The organism is Sphaerochaeta sp., from assembly GCF_050178175.1.
Lineage (GTDB): Bacteria > Spirochaetota > Spirochaetia > Sphaerochaetales > Sphaerochaetaceae > Sphaerochaeta.
The window spans coordinates 1-24,210 of record NZ_JBFXGH010000028.1 but is presented as its reverse complement, the minus strand read 5'-3'; the positions used below and the strand labels follow the sequence as shown (position 1 = coordinate 24,210).

At 49.4% G+C, this 24,210-nt stretch carries 24 protein-coding genes; 7 read left to right on the top strand and 17 right to left on the bottom strand.

Going from position 1 to position 24,210, the window contains the following annotated elements:
* On the bottom strand, positions 1-1,982 hold a 1,982-nt coding region (gene fusA, locus AB7S66_RS05120), incomplete at its 3' end, for an elongation factor G (RefSeq protein ID WP_428518384.1).
* A gap of 261 nt (positions 1,983-2,243) precedes the next feature.
* Here fusA and AB7S66_RS05115 point away from each other — a divergent pair.
* The 3 genes from AB7S66_RS05115 to AB7S66_RS05105 are packed head-to-tail and all read left to right on the top strand — an operon-like array spanning position 2,244 to position 4,829.
* Positions 2,244-2,645 (top strand): HIT family protein, encoded by a 402-nt coding sequence (locus AB7S66_RS05115; RefSeq protein ID WP_428518383.1) that lies wholly within the window; start codon positions 2,244-2,246, stop codon positions 2,643-2,645.
* A gap of 2 nt (positions 2,646-2,647) precedes the next feature.
* Positions 2,648-2,929 (top strand): hypothetical protein, encoded by a 282-nt coding sequence (locus AB7S66_RS05110; RefSeq protein WP_428518382.1) that lies wholly within the window; start codon positions 2,648-2,650, stop codon positions 2,927-2,929.
* A 16-nt stretch (positions 2,930-2,945) separates the two neighbouring features.
* Complete coding sequence (locus tag AB7S66_RS05105) at positions 2,946-4,829, top strand: hypothetical protein (RefSeq protein ID WP_428518381.1); 1,884 nt, start codon at positions 2,946-2,948, stop codon at positions 4,827-4,829.
* On the opposite strand, the gene AB7S66_RS05100 is transcribed toward AB7S66_RS05105, so the two are convergent.
* Positions 4,826-5,431, bottom strand: coding sequence for an HdeD family acid-resistance protein (locus AB7S66_RS05100; protein ID WP_428518380.1), 606 nt, complete (start codon positions 5,429-5,431; stop codon positions 4,826-4,828). The genes AB7S66_RS05105 and AB7S66_RS05100 overlap by 4 nt on opposite strands.
* A gap of 89 nt (positions 5,432-5,520) precedes the next feature.
* Here AB7S66_RS05100 and AB7S66_RS05095 point away from each other — a divergent pair, with 89 nt between their 5' ends.
* Entirely contained in the window at positions 5,521-6,216 is a 696-nt protein-coding gene (locus tag AB7S66_RS05095; RefSeq protein WP_428518379.1) for a YjjG family noncanonical pyrimidine nucleotidase, read from the top strand.
* Here AB7S66_RS05095 and AB7S66_RS05090 read toward each other — a convergent pair.
* The 15 genes from AB7S66_RS05090 to glpK form a co-directional block, all read right to left on the bottom strand.
* A complete protein-coding gene (locus AB7S66_RS05090; protein WP_428518378.1) occupies positions 6,200-7,063 on the bottom strand; it encodes an FKBP-type peptidyl-prolyl cis-trans isomerase in 864 nt (287 codons plus the stop codon). The two genes, AB7S66_RS05095 and AB7S66_RS05090, sit on opposite strands and share 17 nt — an antisense overlap.
* Before the next feature lie 112 nt (positions 7,064-7,175).
* Positions 7,176-7,703, bottom strand: a complete 528-nt coding sequence (locus AB7S66_RS05085) for a FumA C-terminus/TtdB family hydratase beta subunit (protein WP_428518377.1) — start codon at positions 7,701-7,703, stop codon at positions 7,176-7,178.
* Complete coding sequence (locus AB7S66_RS05080) at positions 7,693-8,559, bottom strand: fumarate hydratase (RefSeq protein WP_428518376.1); 867 nt, start codon at positions 8,557-8,559, stop codon at positions 7,693-7,695. The genes AB7S66_RS05085 and AB7S66_RS05080 overlap by 11 nt, the downstream gene beginning before the upstream one ends.
* Entirely contained in the window at positions 8,534-9,058 is a 525-nt protein-coding gene (locus AB7S66_RS05075) for a VanZ family protein (protein WP_428518375.1), read from the bottom strand. The genes AB7S66_RS05080 and AB7S66_RS05075 overlap by 26 nt, the downstream gene beginning before the upstream one ends.
* Positions 9,055-10,008, bottom strand: a complete 954-nt coding sequence (locus tag AB7S66_RS05070; protein ID WP_428518374.1) for a TIGR01212 family radical SAM protein — start codon at positions 10,006-10,008, stop codon at positions 9,055-9,057. Before AB7S66_RS05070 ends, AB7S66_RS05075 begins: the two co-directional genes overlap by 4 nt.
* Complete coding sequence (locus AB7S66_RS05065; RefSeq protein WP_428518373.1) at positions 10,008-12,224, bottom strand: patatin-like phospholipase family protein; 2,217 nt, start codon at positions 12,222-12,224, stop codon at positions 10,008-10,010. Before AB7S66_RS05065 ends, AB7S66_RS05070 begins: the two co-directional genes overlap by 1 nt.
* Before the next feature lie 3 nt (positions 12,225-12,227).
* Positions 12,228-13,172, bottom strand: coding sequence for a methionyl-tRNA formyltransferase (fmt, locus tag AB7S66_RS05060; protein WP_428518372.1), 945 nt, complete (start codon positions 13,170-13,172; stop codon positions 12,228-12,230).
* Positions 13,169-13,675 (bottom strand): peptide deformylase, encoded by a 507-nt coding sequence (gene def / locus AB7S66_RS05055; protein ID WP_428518371.1) that lies wholly within the window; start codon positions 13,673-13,675, stop codon positions 13,169-13,171. The genes fmt and def overlap by 4 nt, the downstream gene beginning before the upstream one ends.
* A gap of 107 nt (positions 13,676-13,782) precedes the next feature.
* Positions 13,783-15,747: a replication restart helicase PriA gene (gene priA, locus AB7S66_RS05050; protein WP_428518370.1), complete on the bottom strand. Its 1,965-nt coding sequence runs from the start codon at positions 15,745-15,747 to the stop codon at positions 13,783-13,785.
* Positions 15,747-16,496, bottom strand: coding sequence for a uracil-DNA glycosylase (locus AB7S66_RS05045; protein ID WP_428518369.1), 750 nt, complete (start codon positions 16,494-16,496; stop codon positions 15,747-15,749). The genes priA and AB7S66_RS05045 overlap by 1 nt, the downstream gene beginning before the upstream one ends.
* Positions 16,489-17,334 carry a tRNA pseudouridine(38-40) synthase TruA gene (gene truA, locus AB7S66_RS05040; RefSeq protein ID WP_428518368.1) on the bottom strand — a complete coding sequence of 282 codons (846 nt, stop codon included), beginning with the start codon at positions 17,332-17,334 and terminating at the stop codon, positions 16,489-16,491. The genes AB7S66_RS05045 and truA overlap by 8 nt, the downstream gene beginning before the upstream one ends.
* On the bottom strand, positions 17,321-17,698 hold the full coding sequence (acpS, locus tag AB7S66_RS05035; protein ID WP_428518367.1) for a holo-ACP synthase: 378 nt from the start codon (positions 17,696-17,698) through the stop codon (positions 17,321-17,323). The genes truA and acpS overlap by 14 nt, the downstream gene beginning before the upstream one ends.
* Positions 17,698-18,102, bottom strand: coding sequence for a CdaR family protein (locus AB7S66_RS05030; protein ID WP_428518366.1), 405 nt, complete (start codon positions 18,100-18,102; stop codon positions 17,698-17,700). Before AB7S66_RS05030 ends, acpS begins: the two co-directional genes overlap by 1 nt.
* A complete protein-coding gene (cdaA, locus tag AB7S66_RS05025; RefSeq protein ID WP_428518385.1) occupies positions 18,089-18,910 on the bottom strand; it encodes a diadenylate cyclase CdaA in 822 nt (273 codons plus the stop codon). Before cdaA ends, AB7S66_RS05030 begins: the two co-directional genes overlap by 14 nt.
* A gap of 9 nt (positions 18,911-18,919) precedes the next feature.
* The gene (gene glpK / locus AB7S66_RS05020; RefSeq protein ID WP_428518365.1) at positions 18,920-20,428 is read right to left on the bottom strand and encodes a glycerol kinase GlpK; all 1,509 of its coding nucleotides are present in this window, start codon (positions 20,426-20,428) and stop codon (positions 18,920-18,922) included.
* A gap of 375 nt (positions 20,429-20,803) precedes the next feature.
* On the opposite strand from glpK, the gene AB7S66_RS05015 reads away from it, so the two are divergent.
* From AB7S66_RS05015 to AB7S66_RS05005, 3 genes are all read left to right on the top strand, one after another.
* Positions 20,804-22,180, top strand: a complete 1,377-nt coding sequence (locus AB7S66_RS05015) for an ABC transporter substrate-binding protein (protein ID WP_428518364.1) — start codon at positions 20,804-20,806, stop codon at positions 22,178-22,180.
* 67 nt (positions 22,181-22,247) lie between these two features.
* Entirely contained in the window at positions 22,248-23,150 is a 903-nt protein-coding gene (locus AB7S66_RS05010; RefSeq protein WP_428518363.1) for a carbohydrate ABC transporter permease, read from the top strand.
* Between the two features lie 38 nt (positions 23,151-23,188).
* Complete coding sequence (locus tag AB7S66_RS05005; protein WP_428518362.1) at positions 23,189-24,106, top strand: carbohydrate ABC transporter permease; 918 nt, start codon at positions 23,189-23,191, stop codon at positions 24,104-24,106.
* Positions 24,107-24,210: the final 104 nt, after the last annotated feature.

Here is a 24,210-nt window from a genome sequence, read left to right as displayed (position 1 = left end):
AGAACCGTGGAATAACCGAACATTTCAGAGAGAGGTACTTCAGCAATAACTGTACTCATTGCATTATCCTCGGTAGAGCTGATGATCAGCCCACGTCTCTGGTTGATTGAAGCGAATACCGAACCTTGGAATTCGTTTGGGGCAACTACCTCGACCTTCATGATCGGCTCGAGGATGACCGGCTTGGCCTTCTCGAACGCTTCACGGAATGCACTGAGAGCTGCAGTCTGGAATGCCTGGTCGGATGAGTCAACCGGGTGCCAAGCACCATCGTTGATAACAACCCTTACCCCAAGTACGGGGAAGCCGAGCTGGGTACCCTTCTTGATGGCCATCTGGAATCCCTTGTCACAAGAGGGAATGTATTCAGAAGGAATGGATCCACCCTTGATCTCGTCAACAAACTCATACTCTTTTACATCCCCACCCTCTTCAGGCTCTGGGAGTGGCTCGATATATCCCGCAACACGTGCATACTGACCGGAACCACCAGTCTGCTTCTTGTGGGTATAGTTGAAATCGGCTCTCTGGGTAATAGCTTCACGGTAGGCAACCTCAGGCTGGCCGATTTCCACCTCTGCCTTGTACTCACGCTTCATGCGTTCTACATAGACCTCAAGGTGCAACTCACCCATGCCCTGGATGATGGTCTGGTTGGACTCAGGATCCACATAACTGCGGAAGGTCGGGTCCTCCTTGGTAAAGCGGTTGAGTGCCTTACCCATGTTGTCCGCAGCCTTCTTATCCACTGGCTTGATAGCCAAGGAGATAACCGGGGTGGGAACAAACATACTGGAGAGCGAGTAGTTCAGCTTGGGGTCACAGAAGGTATCGCCGCTGGCACAGTCAATACCAAAGAGTGCTGCAATTTCACCGCAGCCTGCTTCTGTCAGATCTTCCATGGTAGCTGCGTGCATACGGATCAAGCGTCCAACACGGAACTTCTTGCGGCTACGGGTATTGTACAGTTCATCACCCTTCTTCACCTTACCCTGATAGACACGGATATAGGTCAGCTGACCATACTGTCCATCCTCAAGCTTGAATGCCAGGACAACAGGAGGAAGGTTCTCGTCTGCAACCAGCTTGACCTCTTCCTCGTTATTGTCGAGGTCAAGAGCCTTGTTGGTGACATCAGTAGGATTGGGGAGATAGCTTACTACACCATCAAGCAAAGGTTGGATACCCTTGTTCTTATATGCACTACCCATGAATACCGGGCAGAGCTCCAGATTGATGGTAGCTTTTCTGATAGCCTTGCGGATGATTTCCTCGGTTACGTTGTCTTCGAGCATGGCTTCCATAAGCTCGTCTGAGCACATGGATACACCATCAAGCAACTCTTCGCGGCGGGCATCAGCTTCTTCCCTCAGGTGAGAGGGAATCTCAGCTTCACGAACGGCATCCCCATTAGGGCCGTCATCGAAGTAGAGGGCCTTCATGCTGACCAAGTCAACAACACCCTCCATCTTGTCTTCGAGACCGATGGGAATCTGCATCAATACAGCATTCAGGCCAAGCTTCTCTATCAATTGGTTCTTGACACGATACGGGTTCGCACCGGTACGGTCACACTTGTTGACGAATGCAACACGAGGAACGTGGTAACGCTTCATCTGCCGGTCTACGGTGATGGACTGGCTCTGTACGCCCCCAACGGAACAAAGCACCAACACAGCGCCATCCAATACACGCAAAGAACGTTCTACCTCGATGGTGAAGTCAACGTGTCCCGGGGTGTCGATAATGTTGATTTCTGTCCCTTTCCAGGTAACGTTTGTTGCAGCGGAGGCAATGGTGATACCTCTTTCGCGTTCAAGCTCCATGCTATCCATGGTAGCTCCAACGCCATCCTTACCACGAACTTCATGTATTTCGTGGATCTTATTGCAGTAGTAGAGGATGCGTTCGGATAGTGTTGTCTTACCCGAGTCAATGTGGGCACTGATTCCGATATTCCTCAAATTTTGCAAGTCAGCCATTCTTTATAACCTCTATAGTATAGAATAAAAACGAGTCCACAGATTCCCCTGCAGAATTCCAACATCCTGATGTAAGACTCTTACTCCCTAGCACACATCAGGTTACCAACCGAAGGGAAGAGAACGAACGGTCGTGGGGCTTGCTTTACCCAACGTACCTCGTGGATGATAGTATATCTCAGTTTTTTGTGCAATCCCTTTTCCCAATACAATCCTTTTCCGACTCGACACTTGTGTGTTACAATAGCCCAGAGGTATGCCATGGAAACGATTTTCACCAAGATTTTAAACGGAGAGATTCCTTCCACATTTTTACACAAGGACGATCTTTGTTTCTCCATTCTCGACATCAATCCAGTCAACAAGGGACATTTGCTGATCATCACATCACAACCATACCCTACCATTGGGAGCTGTCCAGAAGAAGTCTTGAGCCATATGATGGTGCTCGCCAAGAAAGCTGACAGCGTGCTCAGGGAGAAACTGGGTTGTGATGCCACCAATCTGATCATCAACAACGGAAAGGAAAGCGGGCAGGAAGTACCACATCTGCATCTTCACGTCATCCCCAGGTACAAAGAGGATGGAAAGACCTTGCATCTCGTCAAAGAGTCCTACAGCGATGACGAGATTGCCGATTATGGAAAGAAATTGGAGTTTTAACCATGCGTGCATGTCATCACTGCCATACTCCCATCGACCCCTTGCTCAGTATCGGTTACCATACTGTATGTCCAACCTGTTCAAAAAGCTTGCACAGCTGTGTTAATTGCAGGTTCTATAGTCCAGGTCTCTACCATGACTGCCTTGAGGGAGTTGAGGAGTATATAGAGGATAAGGAAAATGCGAACTTCTGCGACTCCTTCATGCTCGGTGAGGATTCAAAAGAGGAATCTGAGAAAAAAGCACGTGCAAAGGAGAGAGCCGAAGCACTCTTCAACTTCTAAGGAACCATAAATACCTATGAACAGACGTATTGTACTAATAGCGATCGCCCTACTACTCACCATTCTCATGGGATGTGAGACCTATACTGCCCGCTCCGCAAAAGAGAGCATACAGGCCCCAACCCCCGTAGCAGAGGGAGAGCTCGTTACCAAATATTCTCTTGTGGAAGCCGAAGCACAAGCGGAGAAGGAAGCAAAGGAAGCGGCACGCCTTGCCGAGCAGGAGAGACAAGCTGAGGCAGAAGAACTACAGCGCTATGAAGCCATGCAGGAGTCAATCGCATCTCTCGAGGCAGAGAAAAGTCAGCTGGAAAGCAATCTGAAGGAAACTTCAGAGGCGTTGCGTGAAGAAAGGCTTACCACAAAAGATTTGAGAACGCTTATAGATGAGAGCAATCTCCTTGCAGAAGAGCTCCAAGCAACCATAACCACGCTCGAGTCTGAAATAAAGCGATTGGACGAGATGCTCCAAGAGAACCAGACGGCCCTCAAGGATGAACAGAAAAACGTAAAAGCTTTACAGGAGTTACTGGATGAACGAAACCTCTCAGTAGAGTACCAGGACGTTGAGCATGCTGAGGTCATCAAGGACTTTCAGAATACTATTGGCAACCTACAGGCCGATATCGATGCATTGCACCAAGAAATCGAAGAAAAAGAACAGGCATTGTCTGAAGAAAAGCTCGCTTATGAGATGCTCACCTACCAAGCTGGTGAACTGGAGAATCTCCTCTCAGAACAACAGAGCATCAACAACGAATTGCAAATCATCATGCATGAGGCAGAACTGAAGCATGCCGCAGAATTAGATTCTCTGGGAGCTGTCCAGGAACAGAGATTGCTGGAGATGCAGAATATCATCGATTCCCTGAAGATAGACAACGAACTCCTTACAGCACAACTAGAGGAGAAGACCCAGACCCTGGAAGAGAGACTCCGTCTTGAACAGCAACGCATCGATGAGGCAAGGCGGATCGAGGAAGAACGGCTGGGAAAACAGAGGGAAAATGCGGAGGAGATGAGAAAAGCGGAAGAAGCTGAGAAGGCCCGCCTTGCCGCCCTGGAAGCTGAGTATCAGCAGATTCCCCCTCTCGAGGACCTGACTCTGCCGAGGATGTACACCACGGATGAACCTACGATACTTTCAGATGAAAACAATCCACTGAATGTTTTGATGCTCCCCCTGGATGATATTCGCTGGAGCGACCCCGCCATGAAGAACCTGGTTGCAACGAGCATCAGTGACATAAAAACCCCCATCATCATGGTCACGGGACATATGCAGAATGTCATCGATCTCGTGAGACAGTTACGAAGAAATGCCGTGTTGGTCGAAGGAGGGGCAATCATCACCCCCTTCCATGTCGTCTCAACCACAAACCATGGGATACGCGTCCAATTCAGCAACACAAAGACGATCAGGCTTTCCATTGCCTATCTTCCTGAATATGCGGTCCTTGATGCATTCACCAGTGGAAACGATTGGAAAACCATACAAAAACAGGTTACCAGCGATCGGACAAAGAAACTGGAAGAAATCCTGGCAGAAGGAACAACCAACGAGCCAACCATCATAGGGGCCAGTCTCTTTGAGCCATCCTACCAGGATTGGAGCACGTTCAGTCCAGTACCCTATCGACAGATAGACTATATCTGGCCACTATCGAATTTCCTTGAGGAGTCATCCTTCTACGATGTATACAGAGCCACCCATTTCTCTGCAGATACCGACGCGGGAAACACGTTTGTCACAGAGAATCTGAAAGAACGCATAGATTATCTATACAGCAGGAAAGTCCTTCCATTGCAGAGTTCGATGCTGACCATCGGAGGTGAGTCGATTCCTGATGCAAACAACATCGCTCGTTACGGAATCTCAGCGACCTTCCTGATCCCTTAGTTCTCCGGGTCGATTATTTCCGCCTCAGCCTCAACCACTTGTTCCTTGAACTGTTGATTGATTTTGCGGATGCGCAGTGACCAGAGAATCATGCCGATCCCGCTGACAATGAAGAGCAATCCGAAGAGCTTGAGCAACAGGCTGCCGATCTGCTGTGGGAAGACAAACAAGAGGATTGCCATGATCAGGGAGAAGACACCCTCGGTATAGAGAGGGGAGAGGGAGCGTTCATCCTTCCTCATCAGCAATGCGTCCAGGAAGGAAATCAGGGCAGAGAACAAGAGCTGTGCCCCAATGATGTACAGCAGGACTGTCCAGCTGATGGTTGCAGCAGAAAGAGGAACGATAATGGCAACCAACCCGATCACAATGCTCAGGAGAGCCTTTACCAAGGTAGCAATACGAGAGCGACTCCCAAGATTGAATCCCTTCAAGTAGATCAGGCTGGAAATTCCCGATCCTGCAAGGAACACCCCTAAAAGGGAGATGAAAATCTTCACGAAGGATTCCTGTTGGAACATCAAGAAAATCCCTACAATAATCAAGAACGCACCTATCACGGTAGAGAAAATGAGATGACGTTTAAGAAAGGTTTCCTGCATATTCGACTCCTTGCCTTCCGGTCCTGTACAATTGGACTGTTTTTCTTTATCGTACTGGCTAGAACACCCGAAGTAAAGGATGACAGCACATGTACCGGTATCTTTTCTTTGATGCAGATGGAACACTCTTTGATTTCGAACAAGCAGAACACAATGCATTCTGGAAGATGGCAGAAAGCCTTAGCCTGCCACTGGAAAGGAAGCATGAGCAAGACTACCACCGCTGCAATGCCGAGGTATGGAAACAGTTTGAGAAAGGGGCAGTGACAATCGAGGAACTGAAAGTGAAGCGATTTGCAAATTTTGCATTGGAGACTGGTCTTTCACTCAATCCTGAAGAGGCAAGCCGGAGCTACCAGCAGCAGCTGTCCGGACAGGGTATCCTGTTTGCTGAGACCATCACGGTACTCGAGACCTTGAAGAAGCGGGGCTATACGCTCTTCCTCGCAACCAACGGGATAGCAGAGGTGCAGAGAGGCAGGATTGCCGTATCAGGTACTGGGCAGTACTTTGATCACATCTTCATCAGCGAAGAGATAGGATACCAGAAGCCAGATCCACGATTTTTTGCCCATATGCTTGAGGTAACCGGGCTTAGCGAACAGAAACGGTACTCCCTCATGATCGGCGACAGCCTATCCAGTGACATTGCCGGAGGTATGGCCAGTGGCATGGACACACTGTGGCTGAACAAGGGGGGGAAGCCCTTGAATCCCCAGGTACAACCGACACATATATACAGCAATCTATCCTCTGTGCTTGATTTCCTTAACGGCCATCTCTGATTGACTTGAGTTCGACCTCTATGATCAACAGGGAATTTGGTTCAATGGTCTCTGTCCCCTCCTTCCCGTAGGCAAGGTCGGGATGTATCCAGAACCGGTACTTTGCACCTTCCTGCATCAACTTAACACCTTCAATAAACCCTGGTACCATGATGGCTTCCAACAGGAAGGTGGAACTCTGTTCCCGTTCATAGGAACTGTCGATGATTTTCCCGTTCAACAGCATAATCTGGTAGTCGACTTCTACAATGCTGTCCTCTGTCGGGCGGTCCCCTTCCCCTTCAACAATCACTTCATACTGCAACCCTGAATCGGTTATCTTTACAGACTCCCTTTCCTTGTTGGTCTTCAGAAAATCCTCTGCAACTTTCAAATTAGCTGCAGAAATGGCATCCATCTCCTCTTGGGCAATCTGCAAAAGTTTGGTTTGTACCTCATAGAGGGTTTGGGACATCTCTTCCTGGGTGTAGAACCCCTGACCCTTATCAGCATCGAGGATTCCCTTTGCAAAATAGGAGGCTTCCAAGTCACTGAAACCCTTCTGCTGCACCATTGAGGAGTAGAGGAGATAGCCATAGGTATAACTGAAGCGATCTTCCAGCGTGGCAGGTTCTTCCAGATCCCCGATGACATCCGTCTCTTCAACAACTGGTTCAGCCTGTACCACAACCGTTGACGGAGATTCCTCAACAGAACCCTGGGAAGATTCAACCGGATTTTTCGAACATCCAGCCATCAAGAAGAGCACGAACAAGGGAACGAGGCGCACAGACAAGGTATTCTTCACGGCATATCCTTCCGTAACAGCATTTTTCAGGTCTTCGACTGCTGCATTCTGAATCAACACATGGCAAGCATGCCATACACCCCATTATGACATACGTGAAAAGAAGGCCTGTATAAAGAAAACTGTAACCCAGCTGACCGCATACGTCCAGTGCAAAGTATCAAAAAATGCCCTACTGGGGAAAAACACTCCCCAATTGTGAATCGATTGCCACGATTACCGGAAATTTCTCCACAACAAGGCGCAGGAGAGCCTCTGGCCCCAGATCGGGAAAAGCAACTGTTGTGACAGCTTTGACGGTGGAAGCATAGAGCGCTCCACACCCTCCAAAGGCCTGGAGATATACTGCCTTGTTTCTCCTGATTGCCGAGGCAACTTCCTTGGAACGCGGCCCCTTACCGATCATGACCTTGAGGCCATGGTCAAGCAACAGCGGACTGAAAGGGTCCATTCTTGCACTGGTGGTCGGCCCACAGGAGCCGATCAGCTTCCCTTGCGGAGCTGGACTTGGCCCCATATAGTACATGGTCTCTCCCTCCAGTGAGATGGGAAGACTCCTTTCCTGCTGCAGAAGCTCATACAGTCGTTTATGGACCTGGTCACGACCTACATAGAGAGAACCAGTAACAAAGACTTGGTCATATGCCTTCAGACTCGCAATATCCTCACCACTTAGGGGCAACATCAATTCACGCATCATTACCCTCCCAAACAATCGTTGCCTTTCTGTCAGCCCAACAGTTGATGGAAACAGCCAACGGAAGACCGGCAATATGCGTACCCTCATAGGCAATGGCTACATGAAGGGCTGTGATCATACCACCAAGACCTCCACTCCCGATACCCAGTCGCTGCAGACGTGCAAGTATTTTTTCTTCCAACTCTGCATACCGCTTCTCTGGGTGGGACTCTCTCACATCGCGGAGCAATGCCCGCTTGCTCAAATAGGCTGCCCGTTCCATGGAACCACCAAGGCCAACACCTACAAAAATGGGAGGACAGGGCTTTCCCCCTGCTGCAGCCACAATTTCTGCAACAGCATTGATGATTGCCTCTTCTCCACCGGTAGGATTGAGCATCCTGACCGAACTGCAATTCTCACTACCGAATCCCTTGAGCAATATCTCTATCCTCAAGCCGAATCCCTTCACCAGGTTCCACCAGATTACCGGAGGGAGGTTATCCTGTGTGTTGATTCGTTCGAACACCGGCTCAACCACTACGGAGCGCCGAAAATAGGCTTGCTTGACAGCATTGGCACATCCTTCAAGAATCTCTTCTTCTATCACAGAGAGAGGAATCGGACATGATTTGCCTACATCCACGAACACAAGAAACATCCCTGTATCCTGGCACATGGGAAGTGCCTGCTCCTTAGCCACTGCAAGATTATCCAGTATCGCATTCAGGACCGCCAAACTTGATCGGCTGCCCACCGATGTATCGGCTGCTGCTGATTCAACGGCATGGGCTTCACGGATTTTCTCCAGTACCCCCTCATCAAGCTCGACTACAGCCTTTTGCAGTTCCTCACAGATTCTCTGTGCGAGTTTCATCTACTTCGTCCTTCCAGTTGGGGTCATACAACCATGGCCTGGTGGCAAAATAACTCCCTACAGCCTTCAAGACCAACAAGGCAATGGCCATACCAACCACCAATCCCATAAAATCTGCAGCCAAATCAAGCCACTCACGACTTCTCTCAAACATTGGCTGCAACAGCTCTATCACAAGCCCAAGCAGTGTACCAAATACAAGAGAGGCTAGGACAGCACTTCCGGACCAAGAACTGAGATGGAGTGTTGAGTGTGGGATTGCAACCCGCTTTCGGGGTTTTCCCGATCCCGGTATCTGCAGGAATGCAAAGAAAAGGGAGAACCCAAGGGCGGCATACGCTGCCATATGGTCCCCCTTGTCGGCAAAGGGAATCCATGAGATTTCCAAATAGGACTCCTTTGGCATAAAGGAGAAGACAAGAATCAACGTCACCATAATGATGGAAAGGATGGTTCCTGTTATACGAACAATCATCTGCAAGGGAATTCTCTCTCTCATACCAAGTCTCCTTGTACCCAGCCTCGCTCTTCCATCGTGCTTTTCAATTGCTGGAGAAATTGCTGCTTGTCAGGAAATGCACGTGGAGCGACAAGTCGATATTCGGGAGTTTCACACACCATACGTTCAATGACAACCGTAGGATTCAGACGTCTCAAGAACCATATGCTCTGCTCGACATGCCTCCTCAAGGAAGCAGTGGCTACCTCACCCATTTCATACCAATCCTGTAGGCGGGTACCCTGGCAAATATGCAGATTATGGATCTTCACCGCTTCACTGCCAGCCCTATTCACAATGGCTGCAGTTTGGGCAAAATCCTTGCGGTCTTCACCTGGTAAACCGAGTATCACATGTGTACAAACACCAATGCCGGCCGAATGTAACGAATCTGATGCAGAAATATAGGAAAAAACATCATGACCCCTATCAATAGCCAAAAGGGTCTCATCACTGCCGCTTTGCAACCCTAATTCTACCCACACTTTCCGTACCGGGCCCTGATACCTTTTCAGCAAGGTAATTATCTCGTCGGTAATACAATCAGGGCGGGTTGAGACAATCAACTCTACAAAGGGCCCTTCTTCCAATACCAGGTCATAGAGCATTTTGAGGTGGTCCAAGGTGTCAAAGGTATTGGTATAGGCTTGGAAATAGAGCGAGTACAGATCAGCACGGTATCTTCGTTTCAGGAAGCGTTTACCCTGCTCTATCTGCATTTTAATCTTGCTGATTCTCTCCTCAATGGTCATAGGGAAGCGTTCAACCAGCCTATCCTGTGGTTTCTGGTAGGCCGCAATGGTGCCCGTCCCATCACAGAAAGCACACCCACCACTCCCATCATGGTTGCGATTTGGACAGGAGAAGTAGCCATCCACCCCTATTCGGTATACACGCCCATGATACACTTCATGAAGATGGGTGGCATATGACCTGTAGACCTCGCTCATCAATAGACTCCCAACGCGAAAGAAACCTCTCCAGCGAGACTTGTCCCCAATGAGGCAACAACCTCCCCTATCGGGGTATCGAGGCCAAGCATGAGTGCCAGTCCCATGTCCCAGACTTTGGAACTGAAATAGGCATCTTCGGTAGGAGGCAATCCACTATAGGGATCATATGCATCATACACAGCCCCATGCAGGGAGAGTTTCCCAAAGGCTGGATATCCAAGCAGTTCGGATAGCCTGTGTTGCCAATTCACCTCCATAAAGGCAATATCACGACGAAGGAAGAGCGGACCATAACTGACCATCTGGTCGATGCCTCCCAGATTTGCATAGCTCTGAATAAAGGGGAATGGCTCCCTCATCAGGGAAAGTTGGGTTGCATAGCTCAGGCTGTCGCGATAGGTAATGACAAACGATTGTCTCCATCCAATCCGTAGTGAGTGGGTCAACCCCTCCTGATACCCAAGCCTCCCCAACGCTTCAAGGCGGAAACCCGAGGTAGCGAAGCGGGACGTTAGATTCCCATAGGAAACAGTAGCCTCTCCCACCGGGTAGGCATAAAACTGTTTAGTGTAGGTTGAATCATTCACGGAAACAAGCAGATAGCTACCTTGCAGGGAAGCCCTTCCGTACTTTCCGAACCGGAACTGAAAGCCTGCACCACTATCAAACATACGATCCAAGGGAGCACTTCGCTTTGCATTGATTATTGCTGAAAGGGGAGTCATCGCCCCTACTCCATAACTGGCTTTCACTACTGCATCGATACTCCCCTTACTCCCACTAAGCAGAGGAAAAGAGAAACTGAGGGCCATTCCTGACTCCTGACCGAGTGTTGCATTGACGCAGAAGGTAAAGTCCTGCTTCTTTCCCAATCCACCGAGGGATGCATCCAAATACGCGTCAGCACGATACCAGGCAAACCCTGAGGGCAATGCAGTAGAAAAGCCGGTATCAGCATGGAAGCCCATGCTGATATTCCTATCCCTTCGCCCAAAACTCCGCGCGTAGATCATCAGCTTCCCATCGCTGGCCATCTCATAACTGAGCGTGGTCAGACCATAGGCATTCTTGATTTCCCGAAGCTTGAGATTCAACTCCGTTGCAGTTTGTGCATTGAGTCTCCTGCCCAAGAAATCTGAAAACATGAACGATTCAGGAATGCTGGCACCCGGCTTCAAGGAGATGTCCTTTACCTCAATCTGTAGGATCTTGGGGGTCGATAGGAGAGAATAGGAACCAATTCGCATGGCGTCCCTCGGAACAAGGGGACGAGTCTGGGAGAGTGTTTCGGCAAGCGCATCGAATGCTGCATCTTGCTCATCCACAGCTTTCCACCCTGCTTCGATAATCTGCTCATGTGCTGAGAAATCCAAGGTGAACATGTTTTTCAGCTCTGGGAGCACAAGTACATCAGCCGAAGGATGTTGAGCGGTCGCTTTGTCCTGGGTAAGCAACACAACGGTCTGCATTGCCATTGCTGAGAGGCTCTCAAGTTCGGCAGCGTCCTGTATTCCCAAGGCATTCACATCACTTGCAATGACATACTCCGCTCCAAGACTTCGGGCCAGCTCGATGGGAAGATTGTCAACCACCCCGCCATCAATGGCAAGGATGCCGTCTCCCAGCGGGAACGGGGTAAAAACGATAGGAATGGAGATACTACTCCTGATTGCCGTAACCAACGACCCCTCGCTATGGACAATGCGCTCTCCCGTGGCAGCATTAGCTGAAACACAGTAAAACGGAATGGGAAGGTCCGAAAAATCCATGGTATTGGGATATCGTGCAAATAAATATCCTAAAAGCTCCAGGATTCGTTGGTCACCGATCAGGGCAGGAGCATTTCCCAAACCCTGTTCACCAAACCCCAGTGAGAAAACCTGGTTGTTTTTATAGGAGAAAACCTCATCATCAGGTTCAGCCTCTTCAAGTGGAGGAGTGGAGAAAAGACCAACCATATCATAGGTTTCCAGAAGATTACGGATTTCCAAGGGAGAATATCCAGCACTGTAGAGCCCCCCAACCAACGCTCCCATGCTGGTACCAACCACCATGTCGACGGGAATGCCCCTCGCTTCAACAGCTTCAAGGACTGCAATGTGAGCCAATCCCCGAGCCCCACCTCCCGAGAGGACAAGGGCAACCTTTCCTGTGGTTGCCGACAACGGAAGACCTAAAAATACGAGAAGTGCAAAAACCACAATACGTCTCATGCGTTACCCCAGCCTGGATCCCAAGAAATCCTGATTACCATTGAGAAAGGATTGCCAATCCATTTCCTTGCGTTTTTCCAATTGTAGACGTGTCACCCAAAGCAATCCTTCAGATGTTGCGACGGCAATCCCTTTTCCCTTCTGTTTTGCAATCACCGTTCCTGCAGGAACCTCTGCATCACAAGGATCTTCATCTATCTCATCTATCGTTCCATGAACACCTGTTATAAAAAGGGTCTGTCCCTGGTAGGTTGTCCGTGCTTTTGGCCAAGGCGTCATTGCCCTGACCTGTGCATGCAGCGCCTTCGCAGGATTTGAGAAATCCAATACAGCCATTTCCGGGGTTATCAGTTTCGTATAGGTTGCTTCCCCACTCTGGCGGGAAAATACCGCGGTACCCCGCTGCAATCTGGAGAGAGCCCTTACGACAAGATCCGCAGCCTTCTCTGCCACAAAAGCGGATAGACTTTCCGTAGTTTCATCACCATTGAGAGGAAATTGCTCAACAAGCAGGAGATCGCCGCTATCCATCTCGGATGCAATTCGCTGGATACTGATGCCACTCTCACTGGCTTGGGAAAGAATTGCCCCTTGTATGGGACTTGGTCCACGCAACAAAGGAAGCAATGAGGGATGTATATTCAGTTGCTCAAAGGGGAAAAGCCCCAAGAATTTTGGGCCGAACAGTTTTCCATAGGCAAAACAGACAAGCGTATCACACCCATAGATGCTGACAGCCTCCCGTGCCTCACGGCCAAGATGATCAAACTGCAACACAGGAAGACCCAACGCTTCGGCAGCTACCTTAACCGGAGGTGCAACAAGGGCCTTGCCCCTTGCACCCCGCTTGTCAGTATTGGTGAGTACCGCAGCGATATCATAGTGCTGTGACAAGGCCCGTAATGAGGGAACTGCAATTTCGGCAGTACCGGCAAAGAGAATCCTCAACGCTTCTTTCTCCTCTGGGATTTGTTTCGTTTCTCGTAGGCTTGTATCATCTTCTCACGTTCTTCGTCACTCAAGCGATCGATGAACAAGACCCCATTGAGATGATCGTTCTCGTGCTGGAGGGCTCGTGCAAGCAAGCCATCAGCCTTGACCTGGAATACTTTTCCCTCGACATCTTGTGCCTGTACGGTTACGCGGGCTGGGCGCTGCACATCGTGCCAAACCCCTGGGATGGAGAGACACCCTTCCTCATCCGTAGAAGTCTCAATGGAGGTCTCAATGATCTGCGGATTGATGTAGGCACGCTTCTCTTCTCCACGGATATGGATGACAAACAAACGTTTGGTCACCCCAACCTGGGGAGCTGCAAGCCCTACCCCATCTGCTTCGTCCATGGTGTCGAACATTGCATCGACCAATATCCTCAACGCGTTATCAAATTCGGTTACTTTCTGGCACTTCTCTCGTAGTACCTCTTCTCCAAGTGTATATATATCTAACATAATACCAAACTATACCAACACCTGTTGCAATGGTCAACGTTATCATGAATATGAGCGAGCTTGAAGTTTCCCATAACGATTGGATGCGGGCTATGCGTAGAGAAGTTTTAGAGCAATTGCAAAGGATCAAGATCCACCTCCAGATAGACACCCCGCGGTGGGGTGTAATCAGAGAGGGCCTTTGCCACCAAGTGATGGACCAGGGAGGCTTGGGAGCCTGAGACCAGCAAGTGATAGCGCCAGTTTGAAGCTATTTTCTCCAGAGGACACTCACTGGAACACAACACTTCTGCGCCTCCCCTGACTGTGAGTTGCTCAATATGGGCCGAGAATTTCTGGACCTCTTGCTCAACCTTCTGTTGATTGCGGCCCCTGAATACCAGGTTGATCAATCGACTATAGGGTGGAAATCCCGTCTGCTTGCGAATTGCAAGCTCCTGGGCGTAAAATCCCTGTACATCAGACTGCAATGCATATTGAATTGCAGGATTCTCAGGGTGATAGGTCTGGATAATCACCCGTCCCTGGTCGTTGTACCGTCCTGCCCTCCCTGAGACCTGAACCAGGAGGCTGAATGTCCTCTCCTGGGCACGAAAGTCAGGAATATTCAATCCACTATCTGCAAGTACGATCCCCACCAATTCAACGAGCGGGAAATTAAGTCCTTTTGCGACCATCTGTGTCCCGAGGAGAATATCAATCTCCCCATCCCTGAATGCCTTGATTACTTTCCCGATCTCACCCTTTTTCTTGGCACTATCGGTATCCAATCGTGCAATACGTGCAGACGGGAAGAGGCGACGAATCTCCTCTTCCACCATCTCCGTGCCGAAACCGCTATAATTGACATCAAGGGAGTTGCACTCAGGGCAGAAGCGCATCGGTTTTGTGCGATACCCACAATAGTGGCAGACCATCTGGCCCGTACCCTTATGGTAGGTAAGTGCTACTGCACAGTGTGGACAACGCAGTACATACCCACAACTGTTGCAGTGGAAGAAATAGGAGAAACCTCGTCTGTTCAAGAACAGAATGGTCTGCTTTTTCTTGTTCAGGGTCTCCTTGATTCTCTCTTGCAACGTCTTGCTGATCAGGTTCTTCTCGTAGGAGAGGTTTACCACCTCTATGATGGGCATGATGCCACCGCTGACCCGGTTCTGCAAGTGGAGTGAACCTACATGCTTGTTCTCCTCCATCAAGGCCCAAGCTTCCAATGAAGGGGTTGCACTCCCCATGACCAGGGTAGCCCCTTCACTCTGACATCGTCTCTGGGCTACTTGACGGGCATGATACCTGGGAGTATTGCCACTCTTGTAGCTGCTCTCATGTTCCTCGTCCAAGATGATCAAACCAAGATTCGGAAACGGGGCAAAGACTGCACTTCGAGCCCCTATTGCGAGGTCCACCTCACCTGCGATGATCCTCTTCCACTCCTTGAGCCGTTGGCTTGGCGTCAGGGCAGAGTGCAGGATTGCCACCCGCTGGGAAAACCGTTTGGTGACCAGTCTTGCCAACTGATGGGTGAGGGTAATTTCCGGCACCAGGTAAATGACAGACTTCCCTTCTTTGATGACCTCTTCTGCAGAGCGAAGGAATACCTCACTCTTTCCACTACCGGTTACACCATAGAGGTAATACATCGGCTTCTCGCGTTTCAAGATGGTATCAATGGCATGTTGCTGCTCATCGCTGAGTGTATCAATTCGACCAAAGAGAAGATCTTCTTCACTCTCCAAGGCAGGAATGCTGCTGTCTCTCCTGCCTCCCGGGATCATCATACTCAATGCTTCCCCCCTGCTGCAGAGGTAGAAACGACTCATCCACTCAGCAAGGGCAATGGTTTGTTTGTTGTAGAGCGGGGTGTCATCGATGACCCGCTTGATTTCCCTGATCGTATAGGTCGCTTCCACCTCAGGGATGGTCTCGATGATGTAGCCTGTCATCTCCCGCCTTGCAAAGGGGACGACAACCCGATGCCCCACACAAGCCTTCTCTTCCATACCCTCAGGAATCTGGTAGGTGAAAGACTGGTCCAGGGGAAGATCGAGCAACACCTCAACAAATCCGGGCATCACGACCTCCTGGGGAGCTGGATATTCAAATAGGCTGCTACTTTTTTCAAGTCTTCCCAAACCGGTCTACGATATTCAGGATTGCGCAGCACCCCCGCCGGGTGATAGGTCACCAGTACAGGAACCCCGTCATACCGATGGAACCTGCCACGCAACTTTCCCACACCGTCTGTAACATCCAGTAAGGAGCGAGCTGCAACGGATCCCACAAGCAAGATGATCTCCGGCTTGACAAGTTGGATCTGTCGCTTGAGATACCCAATGCAAGCTTGTACCTCATCACTTTGGGGATTCCTATTCCCCGGAGGGCGGCATTTGACAATGTTGGCAATGTAGACATTGGTTTCACGGTCCATGGAAATGGAGGAAAGCCAGCTGTCCAGGTATTTGCCTGCTCGTCCCACGAACGCACGTCCAGAAGCATCTTCCTCTGCCCCTGGACCTTCTCCAATAACCATCAGACGGGCAGGAACAACACCTTCCCCAAAAACCGTATGGAGGCGACCCTCACTGAGTCTGCACCTGGAACATCTGCTGACCAATGACTCAAGCTGTTTGAGGTTGGTTCCTTGAATGGAATTCTTGTCCAAGGGGAGTGGGAGCACTGCATCAACTACGGAGGAGAAATCCACACGTTCGCTGTAGGTTACATCCTTGTTTCCTATCACCGCCTCCGCTTCATCACACAGATAGATAAAGTCCATCAGAGCAGAAGCCAACTGTTCCCGCTTCCCTTCATGTTCATTCATGATGCTTCTCCTCAAACCAGGCGTACTCCGCCTCATCGTAGCTGATCCTGTACAGATACAGACCACATGATTGGGCGGTTCGTCCAGCCCTACGGCGATCCTTGCTGGAGAGGACAGAAGAAAATTCCTCTACCGTCATGCCGGACGCAGCAAAATCCATCATCGAACCAACCAAGGAACGTACCATCTTGTACAAGAAAGCATTTCCACAAATGGTATAGGTCAAGAGTTCCCCGCCCCAGCGGTCTGTTTCCATCTTCCAGTAGGATTCATAGATATCACGCCACTTACTGGAAGACACATCCCCGCTTGCAGTAAATGTCGTAAAATCATGTGTTCCCCGAATGCAGGAAGCATACCCGTCAAGCAGATCAAGAGAAGGGAATTGCTTCACCTTTGCTACCAAGCTTTGGTCGAAGGCGGTCATATCCCGCTCTCTCTTGAAGTAGTAGCGGTACATGCGTGCCATTGCAGTAAAACGGGCATGGAATGTGCCGTCAGTCTCACTGCTTTCCAAAATCCTGATATCCTGGGGAAGCAGACGATTGAGAGCGAGAGCAAATTTTTCCGCTCTGACTTTCTGATTCCGTATATCCATATGACAGACCTGTCCAAGCGCATGCACCCCGCTGTCTGTTCTTCCACTTCCTACAATTTCCACATCTTCCCCAATCATGGTTTTTACAGCCTCTTCAAGAACCTGGACAACGGTGAGGGCATTATGCTGCCGTTGCCAACCACTGTAGTGGGAACCATGATACGAGACCGTCAGGCGGATACGCCGGCAGGAGGGATCGATCTGTTGCAAGGGGGGGCGTCTCCAATCAGTTCGTGGCATTACCAGCTCCTAGAAGAACCACCATTGCTATGGCAACAGGATTGTCATGACTGATGGAGAGCATCACGGTCCTCTGTCCAATCAATGCCTGAACGCTTCCTTTAAAACGCAGTTCCGGCTTCCCGGAGGCGGCTCTCTCGACCCAGATATCCTGCAAGGAAAGATGGACAAGACCTGTTCCAAGGGCTTTCCCGAGAGCTTCCTTTGCAGCAAATCTACCTGCAAGAAATTCAGCCTGGACACCCTCTGCCATCATCTTCGCCTCTTCAAGCTCCCTTGGATGAAACATCCTGGACTTCACATGTTCTGAGAGTCTTTCCATCCGTTGAATATTCACTACATCGACACCAATACCACTGACCATCAGAAATCGCTCCCTTCATTGAAGAGAATCCGATAGTATTGGGGCTCTGCCCGCAGTGCAATACCTGCACTCTCAAAGACGTCTTCTTCGTATCTGAGGACTACTGGAGCGGTGGCAATACCAGCCTCACCAACCGATGAGAAGTCAAGACTTGCCTTGATGGATTCTGGATTGATGAGATAGATGATATCCTCGTTACCCTGGATACTCACCTCAATCGATGAGGGAACCAGGCTCGCTGCTTCCAGGGAGGGGGGAAGGTACACTTCAATGGGGATGGAAACCACCCTCGCCCCCATGGTGGAGTATTGGATAAAGGCATACACCAACATGGCAAACACCAAGGACAAGACCTTGGCTGGCCAGTTGGAAAGCACTCCTTGCAGATACTTATTCAGCTTCATCACTACCCGTCTCCTGTAACAAATCCTCTGGGGTTATATCATGATAACTGAAGAGCGCCAACAACATTCGTTTGATGGTACCGGTGTCGAGATCATAGTAAAGGTTGGCATTATAGGTCATGCTGATCGCCCCTGTCTCTTCACTGACAATCAAGACAACAGCATCAGATTCCTCGGCCAAACCAAGTGCAGCCCGATGTCGCGTACCAAAACTTTTCTTGATGTCTGTTTGCTCACTGAGGGGCAGGTAGCACCCTGCAGCAAGTATTTTTCCACCTTGTATTACCATTGCTCCGTCATGCAACGGAGTGTCATGGTCGAAGACGGTAAGAATCAAACTGGTGGATAGGTCGGCATTGAGTCTTGTCCCACTGTCAGTGATGTTCTTGATCCCCAGACGACGGGGGAACACAATCAAGGCACCCCTTCGCTTGTTCACCAATACATTGCATGCGTTGAGAATTGAGTCAATCTGATCACTACTGGTGGTCTGTGTTCCTATGCGGAACAACCTGCTTCGGCCACTCCAGAGCTGGGTGAAGGAACGCCTGAGCTCAGGCTGGTAAACAATACAGATAAAAATGGTTGCAGGGATGGATATATACCGGAAAAACCAGAGCAAAACATCCAGCTTAAGGATATAACTCACTGCATAGAACGCAAACATTACCACCAAGACTTTCACCAGCTGCTGGGCTTTCGTCTGGGCTATGGTTGCATAGAATCGATAGAACAACCATGCAAGAAAACCGACCTGCAAAGCAGGACGGAGCAATGAAATCATGGATTGCAATGCATCGCCAACCACCAACAACTGTTACTCCTTCTCCTCGCACTCCCAATCCAGGGTGCGATTCACCGCTTTCTTCCAGAATTGGACTTTCTGTTCACGTTCTTCCTCGCTCATATTCGCTTCCCACCGCTTGCCTTCCTTCCAGTAGGCAGACAGTTCATCGAAATCCTTCCAAACACCAACAGACAACCCTGCTGCATAGGCAGCACCAAGTGCCGTGGTCTCCACGATCAAGGGCCTGATAACTGGAACACCCAACAGGTCAGCCTGGAACTCCATCAACGGCTTGCTGTTTGTCATTCCCCCGTCAACCTTCAAGCTGGGCATCACGATGTGGCTGTCCCTTTCCATGGCCTTATAGATATCATGGACCTGGAATGCTGTTGCCTCAAGGATTGCCCTGCACAGATGGGCACGATTGACATACCCGGTCAAACCGGCAATGACACCACGTGCATCCGACCGCCAATAGGGTGCAAACAATCCACTGAATGCTGGAACGATGTATACCCCGCCGCAGTCTGGCACACTGCAGGCCAGCTTGTCCAGCTCCTGGGGATTTTCCACCAGTTTCAGGTTATCACGTGCCCATTGCACCAAGGAACCAGCAACTGCGATGGAACCTTCCAAGGCATATACAGGATGATGGTCCCCAAGCTGGTAGGCAACCGTGGTAAGCAGTCCCTGGGTACTCTTGATCAGCTTCTCCCCGGTGTTTACCAAAAGGAACCCACCGGTGCCATAGGTGCTTTTTCCCAGGCCCTCAGTGAAACACGCCTGTCCAAAGAGAGCAGCTTGCTGGTCTCCCAGGATTCCGCAAACAGGGACCTCTGCCCTGAGAGGACCACTGGGTGTGGTAGTTCCATAGATCATTCCACTTGAAGGTACGATAGTTGGAAGTGCTTGCCTTGGTACATCGAACAGCTCAAGCAACTCATCATCCCAGGTACACGATTCAATATTCATCAAGAGATAGCGACTGGCATTGGACACATCGGTAACAATTGCCTTCCCACCGGTCAGATTCCAGGTCAACCAGGTATCAATGGTCCCGAATACAGCCTCACCTTTCTCTGCAGCATCACGTAGGCCTTCAATATTTTCCAGCAACCAGGCAATCTTTGATGCGGCAAAATAGGGGCTGAAGATCAATCCGCTGCGATCCTGGAGATAGCTTGCTTCAACCTCTTCCTTCAGGCGATTGATCAGATCCGATCCCCTGAGATCCTGCCAGACAATGGCATTGTGCCAGACCTTCCCTGTCTTGGGATTCCAAGCGATGACTGTCTCCCGCTGGTTGGTAATCCCAATACCTTCTATGTCGCTTCCCTTTAGATCAGCCTCTTTGAGTGCTTTGCTGATGCATTCACAGCTGTTGTCCCAGATTTCCCAGGGATCATGTTCCACCCAACCGGGCTTGACAAAAATCTGCTCATGCTCCAACTGATACGAGGAGACAATGCTTCCACTCTGATCGAAAATGATAAATCGGGTACTCGTAGTCCCTTGATCCAATGCTCCAATGTAACGCACAGCGCACCTCCTTACCAAAGCAGTATAGCCGTTCCCCTCGCTTTTTTAAAGCATTGTTTGCAAGTTGAGACGGATCTTGTATTGCATTTGAGAAGAGTGCATCCCGTACACGGGAAACCCAAAACAGTTCCAGGGGAAATCCATACGTCCCGGCATATATACAAGCGATGAAGCCGAATGCCATCATTGTGCCCATGCAGATTTGTCCCGATTCCCTCATCGCATGACACCATACGAATATTTTTCATTTTTTTGTGTATAAGCAGAATCCCAATCTTGACTTCCAAAACGTTTTGGAATATACATAGACCATACCCAAAACGTTTTGGATTAATACTTTTAGGGGTAGAATATCTATACAAAAAGGAGATTTGTATGAAAAAAGGACTCTTGATACTTCTTGTTTTGATTCTTGGGACGACAGGCACACTGTTTGCACAATCCCAGGGAGAGGTCATGGAAGAAAAACCTGTGGAAATTGAATTCTGGACTACGGAGACTCAATCCGACCGAATGGCAACCATCCAGGTACTGATCGACACATTCATGGCTCTGAATCCCAATATCAGCATCAATCTGATTCCTGTTGATGAGAACAATCTTGTCACACAAGCACAAACAGCAAAGGCAACAGGATCACTCCCTGCCCTTTTTGAAGGACCTGCAGAAACTGCTGTTTCTTTCGGTGCTCAAGGTATGCTGGATATTGCCAGTGCAACTGAAGTCATCCAGGAAATCGGCGTCGATCGTTTTTATAGCGGACCACTCAAAGTCCTGGAGACCAGTGGAAAGAATCAGTACTATGCGCTTCCTTACCATGGATGGATCCAGGGTATCTGGTATCGCAGTGACTGGTTCAGCAAAGAGGGGCTGAAGGCACCAACCACATGGGATGATGTACTTGCTGCAGCAAAACGCTTCTACAAACCTGAGATAAACCAATATGGAATCTTGGTGGGGACTCTACCGGAGGCATACACAGAACAGTGTTTCACTCCTATTGCCATGTCCAACGGTGCGGCACTCTTCAACGCGGAAGGGGAACTGATATTCAACTCTCCTGAGATGCGTGAGGCAGTTGAGTTCTATGCAGAGTTGGCCAAATACAACCCACCAGGACCGCAAACTTGGCGCGCTCGTGACTATTACCTGCAAGGAAAGATGGCAATGTTCTTCTACTCCACCTATATCATGGACGACTTGGCAGTCCAGGAAGCTGCTGCAGGCTCCCTGACCAGCGAGTATTTCTCTGAGTTGAAAGGTTCGAGTTTTGACCCGGACCTAGTCAATAAAACAGAAGTTGCCTCGATGGTACAGAGAAAGGTTCCTGCTGGATACGGTACGGTTGTCTCTTTCGGTCTCTTCAACCAGAGTACACCAGAACAGACAGCGGCCGCGAAGAAGTTCCTTCGCTACCTCTATACCCCGAATGCCTACATCACCTTCCTCCATATGGCTCCAGGTGGCATGAATCCCATGTTGAAGGAAATTGCAACCAATGAACGCTTCCAGAACGACCCTCAAGGTCTGTTCAAGCGGTATGGTACCCAGAAAATGGCTGATATCATTGATGGTTTGGAGAATGTGCAAACCTTCAGCATCGTTGAAGGCAAACGCATTGAGGCAGCCAGTGAGATTACTGCAAAAATGATCATTCCTCAAATGCTGTATAAAATCACCCAGGAAAAAATGTCCATCGATTCTGCAATGGATTGGGCTGAAGCGGAAATGAGAAAAATCATTGAGCAATGACCCTATCTGAGGAGGGAGGGGAGTCCCCTCCCCCTCTTGAACACCCAAAACGTTTTAGGGGTATGCAATGCAATTACAACCAACAACATCTACAAACGGCAAAATCCAAAGAACCCGGGCACAACAGGAAGAACGCTTGGGATGGGCATTGGTACTTCCATCGGTAGCAATCATCCTCATCCTCATCCTGTATCCCATCATCTACAACATATTCCTCAGTCTGTTTACCTATGACTACGCTGGCCAGCGAACGTATGTAGGATTAGGAAACTATGCATCAGTCCTTGCTGACCATGAGTTCAGGACAGCGCTGGGGACCACAGTGTTGTACGTGATCCTTACGACACTTGGAACCACGGCCCTTGGGGTGGTGGTTGCATTGGCACTGAACAAGGAGTTCCCCTTGCGGGGGCTTGTGAGAAGCATCGTGCTCCTTCCCTATGTGGCACCAGTCATATCGGTGGTATTTGCATGGCAGTTTGTCTTCGATCCCGTAAATGGTGTATTTATGGATATTTTCCATGCAAAACTGGGATTATTCGCTGAGAGGGTCAATATTGTAGGGGACCCAAGTACCGCCGTCTGGGCAGCGATCACCTTCAGCATATGGAAAAACTTTCCTTTCACCTATCTGATGGTACTTGCCCGCTTGCAAGCAATCGACAGGAATCTCTATGAAGCAGCTGAAGTTGATGGAGCCTCTTCCTGGCAACAATTCAAGGCAATCACCATGCCGGAAATATACTACGTGGTAAATGCGTTGATTCTTCTCAGGGTAATCTGGAACTTCAACAAATTTGATGAGGTGTACCTCTTATCCAGCAATGTGAAAGTGCTCTCTGTATATACCTACCTCAAGGCGTTTACCGGAAGCATGGACTTTGGACAAGGAGCAACCCTTGCTGTATTGCAATTCTTGATCCTCATCGGCTTTATCCTCTTCTATGTCAAGAAGGTACTCAAATGGTAAAAAAACGTAATATAGTAAAAAGTACACTATTTTTTCTCTTGATACTGGCAATCTTGTTTTTCTGCCTCTTCCCCTTCGCTCAAATGCTGTCGCTCTCGCTTAAGTACTCATGGGACTGGGGAAATCCTTCATGGATTCCTTCCAAGGTGAATCTTGAAGCCTACAAGGAACTACTGAACATCGGGAGCTCACTCAAGGAGGTACCTGAGTCGGTTCAGCTGCTGCTCAATGAATCACCGGACCTGACCGAAGCACAAAAAAAAGTAATCCTATCCAAGTATCAAAGCACAGGAGACGTATTTCCCTTCATCAAATATTTCGCCAACTCTCTCTTGGTTGCGTTCCTTTCCTCATTCACATCGGTATGCCTGGCAATACTGGGAGCATACTCCTTCAGCCGACTCGTGTTTCGGGGGCGTTCCATCGTCCAACGTGGCGTGTTGTTTGTGTATATGTTTGGGGGGATTCTCTTACTCATTCCTCTCTATCGCATATTTGCGGCATCCGGATTGCTCGCAACTCCTGCAGGCACTGTTGCCAGCCTGATCATCATCTATGTAGTACAGACCCTCCCGGTCTCATTGTATATGTTGGGCAACTATTTCCGGACCATTCCCTACTCCATTGAGGAGGCTGCCATGATTGAAGGGCTGAGTAGATTCGGTACCATCATACGAATCATCATCCCACTCTCCATTTCCGCTATCATCACTGTCTTCATCTACTGTTTCATGATCGCCTGGAATGAGTATATGTTCGCTTCAATCTTCCTGAAGAGCTATAAAGGACTCTATACACTACCCATTGGGCTGAAAACACTCTTTGTATCAAAGAATGCCATTTGGGATAGGATAATGGCTGCATCAATGCTTACTGCTATCCCGGTCATGATCCTCTTCATGTCCATCCAGAAGAACCTTACAGGAGGACTGGCTGCCGGGGGTGTCAAAGAATGAGCAGCAAACGGCATAGATCTCTTTCAATCGGAATGGTTCACTTCAAGACCGGCGAGACTGACGGGGTTTCCCTGGAGATGGACAAGTGGCGCGAGGTATTTGTT

Coding starts and splice junctions, on each gene's coding strand:
- AB7S66_RS05080 (WP_428518376.1), bottom strand. CDS start 8,559: ATGAAACTCGCACAGAGAATCTGTGAGGAACTGCAAAAGGCTGTAGTC.
- priA (WP_428518370.1), bottom strand. CDS start 15,747: ATGCCCGGATTTGTTGAGGTGTTGCTCGATCTTCCCCTGGACCAGTCT.
- truA (WP_428518368.1), bottom strand. CDS start 17,334: ATGCCACGAACTGATTGGAGACGCCCCCCCTTGCAACAGATCGATCCC.
- AB7S66_RS05070 (WP_428518374.1), bottom strand. CDS start 10,008: ATGAGCGAGGTCTACAGGTCATATGCCACCCATCTTCATGAAGTGTAT.
- AB7S66_RS05065 (WP_428518373.1), bottom strand. CDS start 12,224: ATGAGACGTATTGTGGTTTTTGCACTTCTCGTATTTTTAGGTCTTCCG.
- AB7S66_RS05085 (WP_428518377.1), bottom strand. CDS start 7,703: ATGATGCGTGAATTGATGTTGCCCCTAAGTGGTGAGGATATTGCGAGT.
- AB7S66_RS05030 (WP_428518366.1), bottom strand. CDS start 18,102: ATGAAGCTGAATAAGTATCTGCAAGGAGTGCTTTCCAACTGGCCAGCC.
- AB7S66_RS05115 (WP_428518383.1), top strand. CDS start 2,244: ATGGAAACGATTTTCACCAAGATTTTAAACGGAGAGATTCCTTCCACA.
- AB7S66_RS05095 (WP_428518379.1), top strand. CDS start 5,521: ATGTACCGGTATCTTTTCTTTGATGCAGATGGAACACTCTTTGATTTC.
- AB7S66_RS05010 (WP_428518363.1), top strand. CDS start 22,248: ATGCAATTACAACCAACAACATCTACAAACGGCAAAATCCAAAGAACC.
- AB7S66_RS05015 (WP_428518364.1), top strand. CDS start 20,804: ATGAAAAAAGGACTCTTGATACTTCTTGTTTTGATTCTTGGGACGACA.
- AB7S66_RS05045 (WP_428518369.1), bottom strand. CDS start 16,496: ATGAATGAACATGAAGGGAAGCGGGAACAGTTGGCTTCTGCTCTGATG.
- AB7S66_RS05110 (WP_428518382.1), top strand. CDS start 2,648: ATGCGTGCATGTCATCACTGCCATACTCCCATCGACCCCTTGCTCAGT.
- AB7S66_RS05105 (WP_428518381.1), top strand. CDS start 2,946: ATGAACAGACGTATTGTACTAATAGCGATCGCCCTACTACTCACCATT.
- acpS (WP_428518367.1), bottom strand. CDS start 17,698: ATGGTCAGTGGTATTGGTGTCGATGTAGTGAATATTCAACGGATGGAA.
- AB7S66_RS05100 (WP_428518380.1), bottom strand. CDS start 5,431: ATGCAGGAAACCTTTCTTAAACGTCATCTCATTTTCTCTACCGTGATA.
- def (WP_428518371.1), bottom strand. CDS start 13,675: ATGTTAGATATATATACACTTGGAGAAGAGGTACTACGAGAGAAGTGC.
- AB7S66_RS05075 (WP_428518375.1), bottom strand. CDS start 9,058: ATGAGAGAGAGAATTCCCTTGCAGATGATTGTTCGTATAACAGGAACC.